Annotated in this window: 11 protein-coding genes; 8 read left to right on the top strand and 3 right to left on the bottom strand. The window is 60.5% G+C overall.

What is annotated here, in order from left to right; translation table 11 throughout:
* Positions 1 to 63: 63 nt before the first annotated feature.
* Both V5E99_RS24195 and V5E99_RS24190 read right to left on the bottom strand, forming a co-directional pair.
* Complete coding sequence (locus tag V5E99_RS24195) at positions 64 to 1,014, bottom strand: homoserine kinase (RefSeq protein WP_499804754.1); 951 nt, start codon at positions 1,012 to 1,014, stop codon at positions 64 to 66.
* Positions 1,015 to 1,074: 60 nt separating this feature from the next.
* Positions 1,075 to 1,365, bottom strand: a complete 291-nt coding sequence (locus tag V5E99_RS24190; protein WP_499804753.1) for a DUF2782 domain-containing protein — start codon at positions 1,363 to 1,365, stop codon at positions 1,075 to 1,077.
* A 74-nt stretch (positions 1,366 to 1,439) separates the two neighbouring features.
* Here V5E99_RS24190 and polA point away from each other — a divergent pair, with 74 nt between their 5' ends.
* Positions 1,440 to 4,211, top strand: a complete 2,772-nt coding sequence (gene polA, locus V5E99_RS24185) for a DNA polymerase I (protein ID WP_499804752.1) — start codon at positions 1,440 to 1,442, stop codon at positions 4,209 to 4,211.
* 289 nt (positions 4,212 to 4,500) lie between these two features.
* On the opposite strand, the gene yihA is transcribed toward polA, so the two are convergent.
* Positions 4,501 to 5,145, bottom strand: coding sequence for a ribosome biogenesis GTP-binding protein YihA/YsxC (gene yihA, locus V5E99_RS24180; RefSeq protein WP_499804751.1), 645 nt, complete (start codon positions 5,143 to 5,145; stop codon positions 4,501 to 4,503).
* A 191-nt stretch (positions 5,146 to 5,336) separates the two neighbouring features.
* Here yihA and V5E99_RS24175 point away from each other — a divergent pair, with 191 nt between their 5' ends.
* The 7 genes from V5E99_RS24175 to V5E99_RS24145 all read left to right on the top strand — a co-directional run bounded on the left by V5E99_RS24175 (position 5,337) and on the right by V5E99_RS24145 (position 12,651).
* Positions 5,337 to 5,627, top strand: a complete 291-nt coding sequence (locus tag V5E99_RS24175) for a c-type cytochrome (protein ID WP_499804750.1) — start codon at positions 5,337 to 5,339, stop codon at positions 5,625 to 5,627.
* Between the two features lie 46 nt (positions 5,628 to 5,673).
* Entirely contained in the window at positions 5,674 to 6,285 is a 612-nt protein-coding gene (locus V5E99_RS24170; RefSeq protein WP_499804749.1) for a c-type cytochrome, read from the top strand.
* Positions 6,286 to 6,486: 201 nt separating this feature from the next.
* Positions 6,487 to 7,128 carry a thiol:disulfide interchange protein DsbA/DsbL gene (locus V5E99_RS24165; RefSeq protein WP_499804748.1) on the top strand — a complete coding sequence of 214 codons (642 nt, stop codon included), beginning with the start codon at positions 6,487 to 6,489 and terminating at the stop codon, positions 7,126 to 7,128.
* 14 nt (positions 7,129 to 7,142) lie between these two features.
* Positions 7,143 to 8,021: an endonuclease/exonuclease/phosphatase family protein gene (locus V5E99_RS24160; protein ID WP_499804747.1), complete on the top strand. Its 879-nt coding sequence runs from the start codon at positions 7,143 to 7,145 to the stop codon at positions 8,019 to 8,021.
* Entirely contained in the window at positions 8,018 to 10,078 is a 2,061-nt protein-coding gene (locus V5E99_RS24155; protein ID WP_499804746.1) for a diguanylate cyclase, read from the top strand. Before V5E99_RS24160 ends, V5E99_RS24155 begins: the two co-directional genes overlap by 4 nt.
* A 103-nt stretch (positions 10,079 to 10,181) precedes the next feature.
* On the top strand, positions 10,182 to 10,961 hold the full coding sequence (locus V5E99_RS24150) for an N-acetylmuramoyl-L-alanine amidase (RefSeq protein WP_499804745.1): 780 nt from the start codon (positions 10,182 to 10,184) through the stop codon (positions 10,959 to 10,961).
* 133 nt (positions 10,962 to 11,094) lie between these two features.
* On the top strand, positions 11,095 to 12,651 hold the full coding sequence (locus V5E99_RS24145) for an EAL domain-containing protein (RefSeq protein ID WP_499804744.1): 1,557 nt from the start codon (positions 11,095 to 11,097) through the stop codon (positions 12,649 to 12,651).
* The last annotated feature ends 5 nt before the right edge of the window (positions 12,652 to 12,656 follow it).

Here is a 12,656-nt window from a genome sequence, read left to right as displayed (position 1 = left end):
AGCCTCCGGCAGCGCCTACACCGTTCTCTGTAGGAGCTGCCGAAGGCTGCGATCTTTTGACTTTCAAAGCGCAAACGGCAACGGATTGCTCACCTTCTGCCGCTGTGCCAAGCGCAACTGAAACTCCATCGGATCGTGAATCAACACGTCCTGCCCCGCAAAAGACTCCGCTGCAATCAACCGCGACAGCCAGAACCGCACGCACGCCACCCGCAGCATGGTCGGCCACAGCTCGGCCTCCGCCGCCGTGAACGGTCGCAGCGCCGCATAGGCGCCCAGCAAGGCCCGAGCCCGTGGCCCGTCAATCAAACCTTGCTCGTCCGAGCACCAGTCATTCAAGGCAATCGCTACGTCGTACAACATCGGCCCGGAACAGGCGTTGTAGAAGTCGATCAACCCGGTCAGGTGCGTACCTTCGAACATCGCATTGTCGCGGAACAGGTCCGCGTGGATATTGGCCCGAGGCAGCGCCAGAATTTTCTCTTTTTGCTGTGTGATTTCGTCCAACGCCCGTTGCAGCAGATCGCTTTGCTCGGCGTTCAGGTGCGAGAGCAACTGCGTGCCCTCCTCCAGCATCCAGTCCAGGCCACGATCGGTCTTGCGCTTGATCATGTTGGCCTGGGTCGCCAGATGCAGATGGCCGAGCAACTCGCCGACCTGGGCGCAATGCTGGGCGTTGGCTTCCTTGATGTGTTTGCCGGCCAGGCGTGGCTGCAACAGCGCCGGTTTGCCGGCCAGTTCACGCAGGGCGATGCCATCGGTGGTGCGCAGGGCGTAAGGCACTGGCAGATCAGCCTCGTGCAACACGTCGAGCAGCTCGATGAAGAACGGCATCTCCTGAACCGGGCCGCGCTCAACCAGGGTCAGGACAAACTCGCCCTGCTCCAGGCTGATAAAGAAATTGGTGTTTTCACTACCGGCGGCAATCCCCTGGAAATCGAGCAGGCGGCCGAGCCCGTATGGGGCGAGAAAGGTTTCCAGCTCGGGCCGAGCCAGGGGGGTGAACACAGACATGGTTAAAAACTGCTCAGTTCGGGCGCCGCGATTGGGGCGGCGCCGATTAAAGTTAAGAAACTACTTCCACTCAAAGATTTTCCACGACGGAATCAACATATCCGGCTGGTCCGAGCGGATGAAGTTTGCATCCGTGCCGTCCGCGCGCACCAGAAAATACGGAGGAAAGCCTTTCTGTGTGACCTTGATCGCATACAGGAAGCCGTTTTGGCGGTATTCCTGAATGACCTTGTCCCCTTCCGTGTGGATCGTGACTTCCGGCTCAGCCTTTGACACATCGTCAGCCGCCATCACGGCCAATGGAACGGTTGCAAACAACCCAGCCAGCAACAGGCGATTTAGTGTGCGCATGATAACCTTGTCCCTTTGTCGTCAACGGTCCCGCTATTCTAGCGCCGGACCCGCCGAAAAGGTTGATCCTGCTCATGAGCCAAGCCCCCCTCGTCCTGGTGGACGGTTCTTCTTACCTGTATCGCGCGTTTCATGCGCTACCACCGCTGACCACCTCCAAAGGCCTGCCGACCGGCGCGGTCAAAGGTGTGTTGAACATGCTCAAGAGTCTGCGCAAGCAGTACCCGGACAGCCCGTTCGCCGTGGTGTTCGACGCCAAGGGCGGGACGTTTCGCGACGAGATGTTCGCCGAGTACAAGGCCAACCGCCCGAGCATGCCCGACGACATGCGCGTGCAAATCGAACCGCTGCATCAAAGCGTGATCGCCCTGGGCTTCCCGTTGCTGTGCGTCGAAGGCGTCGAGGCCGATGACGTGATCGGCACCCTGGCCCGTAGCAGCGCGGCGGCCGACCGCCCGGTGGTGATTTCCACTGGCGACAAGGACATGGCGCAACTGGTCGACGGGCACATTACCTTGGTCAATACCATGACCGGTAGCAGCATGGACGTGGAGGGCGTGAAGGAGAAATTCGGCGTCGCTCCCGAGCAGATCATCGATTATCTGGCGCTGATGGGCGATTCGTCCGACAACATCCCCGGCGTTCCCGGCATCGGCCCGAAAACCGCGTCCGGCCTGCTGGTCGGCGTGAACGGCGGCCTGACCGAGCTCTACGCGCAGCTCGACATCGTCCCGACCCTGCCGATTCGCGGCGCCAAGACCCTGCCGGCCAAGCTTGAAGAGCATAAGGAGATGGCTTTCCTCTCCTATCGCCTGGCGACCATCAAGATCGACGTGCCGCTGGACATCGGCCTCGATGACCTGCAAATGGGCGAGCCGGACCACGACAAACTCGCCGAGCTCTACACCCTGCTGGAGTTCAAGAGCTGGTTCGAAGACAACCAGCGCGACGCCAAGCGTTCCGGTCAGGCTGTGGTCGCACCGGTGGTTGAAGAAGTCATCGCCGCCACCGAACTCAAGTACACGACGATCCTCACCCAGGCCGATTTCGATCTCTGGCTGAAGAAGCTGAACGACGCCAAACTGTTCGCTTTCGATACGGAAACCACCGGCATCGACGCTCAACAGGCGCAATTGGTCGGTGTCTCGTTCGCCGTGCAGGCCAACGAAGCAGCCTACATCCCGTTGACCCATTCCTACATGGGCGCGCCGGAGCAACTGGACCGCGACACCGTACTGCGCGCACTGAAACCGATCCTCGAAGACCCGAACAAGCTCAAGGTCGGCCAGCACGCCAAGTTCGACATGAACATCCTGGCCAACTGCGCCATCGGTGGCGATCAGAACTGCGGCATCAGCGTGCAAGGCATCGCGTTCGACACCATGCTCGAATCCTACGTGCTGGACTCCACTGCGACCCGCCACGACATGGACAGCCTGGCGCTCAAGTACCTGAATCACACCACCACCAGTTTTACCGACATCGCCGGCAAGGGCGCCAAGCAGCTGACCTTTGACCAGATCCCCGTGGAACAGGCCGGGCCTTACGCCGCCGAAGACGCCGACGTGACGTTGCGCCTGCATCAAACCTTGCAGGCCAAGCTCAACGCGATCCCGAGCCTGAGCAAGGTCCTGAGCGAAATCGAAATGCCGCTGGTGCCGGTGCTGGCGCGGATCGAGCGTCAGGGCGCACTGGTCGATGACAAGCTGCTGGGCGTTCAAAGCATCGAGCTGGGCAAGAAAATGGTTGAGCTGGAGCGTGAGGCGTATGCCATCGCCGGCGAAGAATTCAACCTCGGCTCGCCGAAGCAATTGGGCGCGATCCTGTACGAAAAACTCGGCCTGCCAATCCTCAGCAAAACCGCCAAGGGCCAGGCGTCCACCGCCGAAGCCGTGTTGGCGGAACTGGCCGACCAGGATTTCCCGCTGCCCAAGGTACTGATGCAGTACCGCTCGATGAGCAAGTTGAAAAGCACCTACACCGACCGCTTGCCGGAGCAGATCAACCCGCGCACTGGGCGGATTCACACCTCTTATCATCAGGCTGTCGCGGCGACCGGGCGTTTGTCCTCCAGCGATCCAAACCTGCAGAACATCCCGATTCGTACGGCCGAAGGCCGGCGGATTCGTCAGGCGTTCATCGCGCCAAAAGGCTACAAACTGCTGGCGGCGGACTATTCGCAGATCGAACTGCGGATCATGGCGCACTTGGCCAAGGACGAAGGCTTGCTGCACGCCTTCCGCAACGACCTGGATGTGCACAAAGCCACCGCCGCGGAAGTCTTCGGCGTTGAGCTGACCGAAGTCACCACCGACCAACGGCGCAGCGCCAAGGCTATCAACTTCGGTTTGATCTACGGCATGAGCGCATTTGGCCTGGCCAAGCAGATCGGTGTCGATCGCAAACAGTCCCAGGCGTACATCGACCGTTACTTCGCCCGCTACCCCGGCGTGCTCGAGTACATGGAACGCACGCGCACCCAAGCCGCCGAGCAGGGTTTTGTCGAAACCATCTTCGGCCGTCGCCTGTACCTGCCGGAGATCAACGCGAAAAACCCGGCCCTGCGCAAAGGCGCCGAACGCACGGCGATCAACGCCCCGATGCAAGGAACCGCCGCCGACATCATCAAGAAAGCCATGGTGGCGGTGGACAACTGGCTGACGTCGTCGGGCCTGGACGCCAAAGTCATTCTGCAGGTGCACGATGAATTGGTGCTGGAAGTGCGTGAGGACCTGGTCGATCAGGTGCGTGAAGAAATTCGGGCGCACATGAGCAACGCGGTGAAGCTGGATGTGCCGCTGCTGGTTGAAGTTGGCGTGGGCAACAACTGGGATGAGGCTCACTGAGCCGTCTGAAACAGAGGTTTCTGCTGCAGCATAGTGCCGCGGCAGAAGCGGGCTCGAAGGGTGCTTAGTTCGAAAAATGCGCCGGGTTATTCCAAAGGCATTTGAAAAAATTCTGAACTAATCTCGTCAACCGCCACTCAGAGTTACTGAATGGCTGGTGAAGCCCTTCGATGCTCCTATGTTGTGTTAAGTGTTGGCAGATATCTGGACCCCGCCCTAGCGGTCCGGAACTTGAACCCCGGAACTTCCCCCTCCCCATACGAAGTCCGGGGTTTTTTTTGCCTGCGATTTATTGCTCGGCAAGCTCCGAACCCTTGTCCGCCAGCTCCATCCAGCCTGCCAGTACAGTGTAGGCGTCTTCCAGGCCCAGGCGTTTTGGCGCCGAGAACAACTGGATACTGATCGCATCACCCCAGCCTTTGCGGATATCCGACTGAACCTTGAGCAGGACGTTTTTCGCCGCGCCGTAGGTCAACTTGTCGGCTTTGGTCAGCAAAATGTGCATCGGCATGCCGCTGGCAACCGCCCAGTCGAGCATCAGCAGGTCGAAATCGGTCATTGGATGACGGATGTCCATCATCAGGATCAGACCTTTCAAACTCTCGCGACCACCCAGATAGGCTTCCAGGTGACGCTGCCAGTGCAGCTTCAACGGGATCGGTACTTTTGCGTAACCGTAGCCCGGAAGGTCGACCAGACGACGATCATCGTCTAGTTTGAAGAAGTTCAAGAGTTGCGTGCGACCCGGAGTTTTCGAGGTCCGCGCCAGGCTGGCGTGCGTCAGGGTGTTCAACGCGCTGGATTTACCGGCGTTGGAACGCCCGGCGAAGGCCACTTCAAAGCCTTCGTCGTCGGGACATTGGTCGACTTTGGCAGCGCTGAGCATGAAGGTGGACTGTTGGCACAGGCCGAGGATGGGGTTCTTGAGTTGCATGGGATTTCCGATGTGGGCGGCGCCGGGAATGGACGCGGCAAGCGGTGTCGTTTCCGTTTCAGTAGCGCCAGTATATAATGCCGCAGATTTTGTGTGCGCTTTGTCCCAGCGTAGGATGAAGTTCACGAGAGCGATAGACCTTGATTGCGCACTAGAACGCAGAACGCTCTCTACCCTGAAAAGGTCGTTTTATGACGAAATGGCTGCTAGCTGCCGGTGTCTTGATGCCGCTTTACAGCGCTCAGGCTACACAGGATCCGGAAGCTGTGTACAACCGTGTTTGTGGTGCCTGTCATTCCGGCCAACTCCCCATGGCGCCTCAAAAGGGCGATCGGGAAGCTTGGACGCCGAGGTTGGCGAAAGGTATGGAGACGCTGGTGCAACACGTGACCCAGGGTTTCAAGGCGATGCCGCCGCGTGGTTTGTGCATGGACTGCAGTGCCGAGGATTACCAAGCCATCATCCATTGGATGAGCGAGTAAACCCGGCCCATAACTCTTTAACCCTTAGCCGTAGTTGGATTAGCTGATGAACAAATTGATCGTGAGTCTGCTGTTAACCGTGGGGATCTCCGGCATTGCCCATGCTGCAGGTGATGCAACCGCTGGCCAGGCGAAAGCCGCAGTGTGTGGCGCCTGTCATGGCCCGGATGGCAACAGCATGGCGCCAAACTTTCCGAAACTGGCAGGTCAGGGCGAGCGGTATCTGAACAAGCAGTTGCACGACATCAAATCCGGCAAGCGCACGGTACTGGAAATGACCGGCCTGCTGACCAACCTGAGCGATCAGGACCTGGCCGATATTGCCGCTTACTTCTCCAGCCAGAAAGGCAGCGTCGGCGCCGCCGACCCGAAAGTCGTGGCTCGCGGTGAAGCGCTGTTCCGTGGTGGCGACCTGGCCAAGGGCCTTCCAGCCTGCACCGGTTGCCACTCGCCAAATGGCGCAGGCAATGCCGCCGCCGGCTTCCCGCACCTGGGCGGCCAGCACGCTCAATACGTTGCCAAGCAACTGACCGAATTCCGCAAGGAAGAAGGCGGCCGCACCAACGATGGCGACACCAAAACCATGCAAACCATCGCAAAAAGGCTGAGCGACGAAGATATCGCCGCGGTGTCCAGCTACATTCAAGGCCTGCACTAAGGCCGGCGGATCGGGCGTTGCGCGGGATGGACATCCCCTGCAACGTTAACGCTCGATTAATCCGTCGATGCAAGCATAAAAAGGGTGGCTTAGGCCGCCCTTTTTTGTGGCCGCTGCCGTTACACTACAGAACTGATGCCCGCCAAGACCTGTCTGAAAACAGGTCGCGCGAGGCGCGCCCAATTTGTCCAGGAGTAAAGCATGCGTAATCTGATCATCAGCGCCGCACTCGTCGCTGCCAGCCTGTTTGGCATGTCCGCCCAGGCCGCCGAAGCCCCCGCAGCACCTTACGTCGAACTGAGCAAACCGGTTCCGGTTGCCGTGCCTGGCAAGATCGAAGTGGTGGAATTGTTCTGGTATGGCTGCCCGCACTGCTACGCATTCGAGCCTGTGATCAATCCCTGGGTTGAGAAACTGCCATCCGACGTGAATTTCGTCCGTATCCCTGCCATGTTTGGCGGCCCTTGGGATGCACACGGCCAAATGTTCCTGACCCTCGAAGCAATGGGCGTCGAAAGCAAGGTTCACGCGGCGGTATTCAACGCCATCCAGAAAGAACACAAGAAGCTGGTCGACAAGAACGAGATGGCCGATTTCCTGGCGACTCAGGGTGTCGACAAGGACAAGTTCCTGGCCACTTTTGACTCCTTCGCCATCAAAGGCAAAATCGTCCAGGCTCGCGAACTGGCCAAGAAATACGAGATTTCTGGCGTTCCAACCATGATCGTCAACGGCAAGTATCGCTTTGACGTGGGCTCCGCCGGCGGTGCCGAGCAAGCCTTGCAACTGGCCGACAAACTGGTCGATCAAGAGCGAGCGGCGAACAAGGCTGCTGCCAACTAAGCGCGGCCCCTGCCATGCGCCGCTGGGGTACTGAACGCGTCGTTGGCCTGCATGAACCGCAGGTCAACACGCATCACCTGGAATCGACGGGCTTGCCCGCGGACAGTCGTCTGCGTTTGCTCAGCTTCAATATCCAGGTCGGCATCAGTACCGAGCGCTATCGGCACTACCTGACCCGGGGCTGGCAACATTTGTTGCCGCACACCGGGCGTGCCGACAATCTGCAAAAAATCGGCAACCTGCTGGGCGACTTCGATCTGGTCGCCTTGCAGGAAGCCGATGGCGGCAGCCTGCGCTCAGGCTACGTCAACCAAGTCGAACACCTGGCCCAGCTCGGGGCCTTTCCTTACTGGTATCAACAACTCAATCGCAACCTCGGTCGCCTCGGCCAGCACAGCAATGGCGTGCTCAGCCGCCTGCGCCCATGGGCGATTGAAGACCATCCGCTGCCGGGCCCCAAGGGTCGCGGCGCCATCCTGGTGCGCTTCGGCGAAGGTCCGGAGGCGTTGGTGGTCGTGATGATGCACCTGGCCCTTGGCGCTCGGGTGCGCAGCCTGCAACTGGCCTATATCCGCGAGCTGATCGGCGGCTACAAGCACCAGGTGCTGATGGGCGACATGAACACCCACGCCAGCGATTTGCTGCAAAACTCCCCGCTGCGCGATCTAGGCCTGTTGGCCCCGCAACTGGAAGCGACGTTCCCCAGTTGGCGCCCCCAGCGCTGCCTGGACCATATTCTGCTCAGCCCGACCCTGACCCTCGAAAAGGTCGAAGTGCTGGCACAACCGATTTCCGATCACCTGCCGGTCGCGGTAGAGATTCGTCTGCCGGGTTCGCTCACGGCCGATGCATTGCCCGCGTTGAGTCCTGCCCCTCGCGGAACCCATGAATGAGCGACGACGCACAGCGCTGGAAAGAGAAATACCTCAAAAGCATCGAACAACAGGAAAAGCTCGAGCGGCGCTGGGATGCCCGGCTCGACTTGCTGCGTCGCGGGCTGGTACGCAGCACCCTGGCGGCCGAGGGCACCGACCGGGCTGTTGACCTGTGCATGAAGGAAATGCGCGAAGTCGTGCGCACCGACGACATGGACGCCGGCCTTGCGGCATTGCTGCCACGCCTGGAAAAAGCCGTGCTTGATTCCGAGCAGCGCCGCGAAACCCGGGTTGATCAGGTGGGCGCGGCACTGAACGCACTGGTCTCACAGCTCCAGGCATTGCCACTGCCCAGGGAAGTCAGCCGACCGCTCAAGGCCTTCGCCAAACAACTGGACGGTCGCGTGGGCCAGGCCCGTGAGATTCCATTGTTGCTCAGTGAGTTGAGCGGCTTGCAGGGCAAAGCCCTGACTTTGCTGGAAAACCCTGCCGAACCTGGCCGTCCGGGGTTGCTGCAACGGCTGTTCGGCAGTCGCGATGCGGAAGAGTCAGCGCCAGCGGTCGCCGCCCCCTCGGTGCAACCACTGACCCCACAATCGGCCGAGCCGGTATCGGCGCCGCCCGCCGAGGTTGCCCAGACAGAAACCGATACCGCGCCAGCCCCCAGCGCACCCCAAACGGTGGTGCCGGCAGCCGAAGTCATCACTGCTGCCGCCGAGCCGGTGGCGCCCCAGGTATCAGCGGCTCCCGAGGTGGTGGCGTTTGTTCCGCCTGTTCTGCCACCTCAAGCCACGCCCGCTCAAGCATCAGAGCCGCAGCCTGGTGCCGAACCAATGATCCCGGCACCCGTGATTCAAGCGCAACCGCTCAGCAACCCTGACGAACTGACCCCGACGCCGCAGCCCGATATCCCGGTCTTCCTCGACAGCCTGCCCCTGCCGTCGGCCATGGCCCAGGCACTGGCGGCGATTGACCCGGAACACCCCGAGCACGACATCCTCTACGCCTTGCCGGATTCTCCGGAGCCGTCCTACAGCTCCGTGGCCAAGCACATAGAAGACACGCTGCTGGGCCTGCTTGATGACCTGACACTGCCGGAACGCCATCGCCCACAAGCCGAGGCCATGCGCGAGCGCCTGAAAAATGGCCTGAACTGGTATGAATTGCTGCCGATCCTCGACGATCTGGCCACGTTGATGCTGGCCATCACCGACAGCGGTCAACACGAATTTGAAACCTACCTGCAACAACTGAATGAACGCCTCGAGTCATTCCAGAGCAACCTGCAAGCCGCCAGTGCCGGCCACGCCGATAACCGCTCGGCGGCGCGCGAGATGGACACGCAAATCCGCGAGCAGGTCGATGGCTTGCAAACCAGCATGCAGGACGCAGCCGATCTGGATGACCTCAAGAGCGTGCTGGAAAACCACCTGGAAGGCCTGCTGGGCACCATGGACCAGCATCAGAAACAGCGCGACGAACGTGAGCAGGAAGTCGCGGCGCGACTGCAAAGCCTGGCCGAACGGGTCGCGCACATGGAACAGGAAGCCCTCGGCTTCCGCGAACACCTTGAAGAACAGCGCCAGAAAGCCCTGATCGACCCGCTGACCGGCCTGCCCAACCGCGCCGCGTGGAGTGAACGGCTGGAGCACGAAATCGGCGAATGGCAGCAGCACGGCAACACCTTGATGCTGGCCATGCTCGATCTCGATCACTTCAAACGCATCAACGACAACTACGGGCACCTGGCCGGCGACAAAGTGCTGAAAATCATCGCCAGCGTGTTGCGCAAACGCCTGCGCGGCTCGGATTTCATCGCGCGGTTTGGCGGCGAAGAGTTCGTGCTGTTGATGCCCGCTACCGTACCGGCGGTCGGGGCAAAATTGCTGGAAACCCTGCGCGCGTCGATTGAAGCCTGCCCTTTTCACTTCAAAGGTGAACGGGTGACGGTGACGATTTCCATGGGGTTAGCAGCGTTCAGACCCGGTGAACATAGCGATATGGTGCTTAAAAGAGCCGATCAGGCGCTGTACCGCGCCAAAAACGCCGGACGCAATCGGGTGGAATTGGGCTGAGGCTTAATTGTTCCATTTTGTTTAACGTCGTCCTTTTGCCGTCGCCGCTCAAGGCATTACGTTACACTGTTGCATTATCGTCTTTCGCGTAATGCCTTCCGCCATGAAATATTTTGCCTTCGTTGTGTCGCTCCTACTGCTGGCCGGTTGTGCCAGCGGCCCTCGCTATGACGCCAGCCACCCTTCCGCCAACTTCGACAGCCGCGTGCAGTTTGTCGTGGTGCACTACACCAACGCCTCCCTGGAGCGTTCGCTGCAGTTGTTGACCCACGGCGAAGTCAGCGCCCACTACCTGATCGGTGATGACAAGGACGCGACCATTTACAAACTGGTCGATGAAAACCTGCGCGCCTGGCACGCCGGGGAAAGTGAATGGCAGGGCCGGACATGGCTGAACTCAAGCTCCATTGGCATCGAGATCGTCAATCCAGGCTTCCGCGACACGCCAACCGGCCGCATTTGGTATCCCTACAGCGAAGCCCAGGTCCAGGCCTTGATCGTCCTGCTCAAGGACATCAGCAAACGTAACGGCATCAGCCCCCGGCACATCATCGGCCACAGCGACATCGCGCCCCTGCGCAAACTCGATCCGGGGCCGCTGTTCCCCTGGAAACGCCTGGCCGCCGAAGGCCTCGGCATCTGGCCCAACGAGCAAGCCGTGGCAAGCCGCCAGGCACAGTTCGAGGCAGAACTGCCGAGCATCGGCTGGTTCCAGGAAGAGCTCGCGCGCCTGGGTTACGCAACGCCGCAGACCGGCGAACTGGATGTTGCAACACGCCATGTGCTGGCGGCCTTCCAGATGCATTACCGCCCTGCCCGTTTCGACGGCACCCCGGACGCGCAAACTGCGGCACTGCTGCTGGTGCTTAATCAGACAAAATAATGACGCCCGCCCGACGGTCAGCGCGTTTTCTCCATCAGCAGCTATAACTCATTGGTAATTCTTCGGATGTTCCAAAATGGCAGCGGCTCGAGAGAGGTTGCGTAGCTGGTTCTATCGCCCTTGGTTTTTGGCGATGCTGGCTGCTGTCTTCAGTGCGACGCTGTTGATGGCCGGCAGCCTGTTTATGGCCATGCACCAGGTCGAGCAGGATGAAAGCCAGGAAATGAACGCCCAGGGCGAGCGCTTTCTGGCTCGCCTGGAACAGCTGTTCGGGCAATTGCGCGAAAGCCTCGACGATCTGGAAGCCCAGCCGCTGCGCAGTTGCGACGACGAAATGATCGCCACGTTGCAGCAGATCAGCTTCAGCTACCGCTTTGTCTACGAAGCGGCTTACATGGACGCTTCGCGGATCTGCTCCAACCGCCCCCGCCAGGAAGGACTGTCGGTGATCCGCCCACCGGACATCCGAGGCCCCACCTACAGCTATTGGCTGAACACCACCACCGAACCCGATGAAAACCGCGCCGCACTGATGCTGGGGCGTGGCAATTTCAGGGTCGCAACTTCTCGCGGGCATCTGACCGACATGGTCGACCTCTCGCCCGGCAGCAGCCTGCTGGTGGTGCTCGACCACGGCAAACGGGCGATTCCGGTGCTGGGCGCCGAGCAGGTCTGGCCACCCACCGAGCCTTGGCCACCGAAAAGCCGCGACGCGCTGCAGGTGACGCAAAGCCGTTTGATCTACCGCATGCCCACCAACAATCCGGAATACCAATTGGTCCTCATCACCCCGCGCACCGGCATGCATGTGCCGGCGGTCTGGTGGTGGCTGCTGCCGGCGAGTCTGGCGCTGGGGACGATCGTCGGTTTCCTGGTGTTTCTGCTGGTGCGCCAGCGCCAGTCCCTGGACGCCGAACTGCATGGCGCGATACGCCGTGGCGAACTGCAAGTCTTGTATCAGCCGATCTTCGACCTCGACAGCCGCAACTGCGTGGGCGCCGAAGCCCTGCTGCGCTGGCGACGACCGGACGGCACGCTGACCAGCCCCGACCTGTTTATCCCCATGGCGGAAAACACCGGGCAGATCCGCCAGATGACTGACTTCGTTCTGCAACGTTTGCTTGAACAGTTGGGGCAACTGCTTCGCGCCAACCCGCAGTTGTACATCTCGGTCAACCTGGCGGCCTGCGATGTGATGGTGCCGCGGATCGGCCAAGTGATGGCACGCCTGCTGACCTTGCACCGGGTCGCGGCCAAACAAATTGCCTTCGAGGTGACTGAACGCGGGTTGATTGACGTGGTGGTGGCCCGGGAAAACCTGCAAGCCTTGCGTGATGTCGGGCATCAGGTGCTGATCGACGACTTCGGCACCGGCTATTGCAGCCTGGCCTACCTGCAAACCCTGCCGGTGGATTGCCTGAAAATCGACAAGGCTTTTATCGACGCCCTGGGCCATGACGCCGCCAGCAGCGGTGTCGCCCCGCACATCATTCACATGGCCCAGGCCCTGCAACTGAAGGTGATCGCCGAAGGCATCGAGCACGAATCCCAAGCGGCGTTCCTGAGCAGCGAAGGGGTGAAGTTCGGGCAGGGCTGGCTGTTCGCCCACGCGTTGAGCGCCGTGCAGTTCATCGAACTGATTACCCGAGGCCGACGATTGGCCGGCCGCCGACTGGATGACGAAGCGTAACCGCG

Origin of the sequence: Janthinobacterium sp. LPB2021202312-11-4, from assembly GCF_037049705.1 — a bacterium.
Classification (GTDB): Bacteria; Pseudomonadota; Gammaproteobacteria; order Pseudomonadales; family Pseudomonadaceae; genus Aquipseudomonas.
The sequence above is the reverse complement of the archived record's forward strand: the minus strand, read 5'-3'. Positions and strand labels throughout refer to the sequence as shown.

Coding starts and splice junctions, on each gene's coding strand:
- V5E99_RS24190 (WP_499804753.1), bottom strand. CDS start 1,365: ATGCGCACACTAAATCGCCTGTTGCTGGCTGGGTTGTTTGCAACCGTT.
- V5E99_RS24150 (WP_499804745.1), top strand. CDS start 10,182: ATGAAATATTTTGCCTTCGTTGTGTCGCTCCTACTGCTGGCCGGTTGT.
- V5E99_RS24165 (WP_499804748.1), top strand. CDS start 6,487: ATGCGTAATCTGATCATCAGCGCCGCACTCGTCGCTGCCAGCCTGTTT.
- V5E99_RS24155 (WP_499804746.1), top strand. CDS start 8,018: ATGAGCGACGACGCACAGCGCTGGAAAGAGAAATACCTCAAAAGCATC.
- V5E99_RS24195 (WP_499804754.1), bottom strand. CDS start 1,014: ATGTCTGTGTTCACCCCCCTGGCTCGGCCCGAGCTGGAAACCTTTCTC.
- yihA (WP_499804751.1), bottom strand. CDS start 5,145: ATGCAACTCAAGAACCCCATCCTCGGCCTGTGCCAACAGTCCACCTTC.
- V5E99_RS24175 (WP_499804750.1), top strand. CDS start 5,337: ATGACGAAATGGCTGCTAGCTGCCGGTGTCTTGATGCCGCTTTACAGC.
- polA (WP_499804752.1), top strand. CDS start 1,440: ATGAGCCAAGCCCCCCTCGTCCTGGTGGACGGTTCTTCTTACCTGTAT.
- V5E99_RS24160 (WP_499804747.1), top strand. CDS start 7,143: ATGCGCCGCTGGGGTACTGAACGCGTCGTTGGCCTGCATGAACCGCAG.
- V5E99_RS24145 (WP_499804744.1), top strand. CDS start 11,095: ATGCTGGCTGCTGTCTTCAGTGCGACGCTGTTGATGGCCGGCAGCCTG.
- V5E99_RS24170 (WP_499804749.1), top strand. CDS start 5,674: ATGAACAAATTGATCGTGAGTCTGCTGTTAACCGTGGGGATCTCCGGC.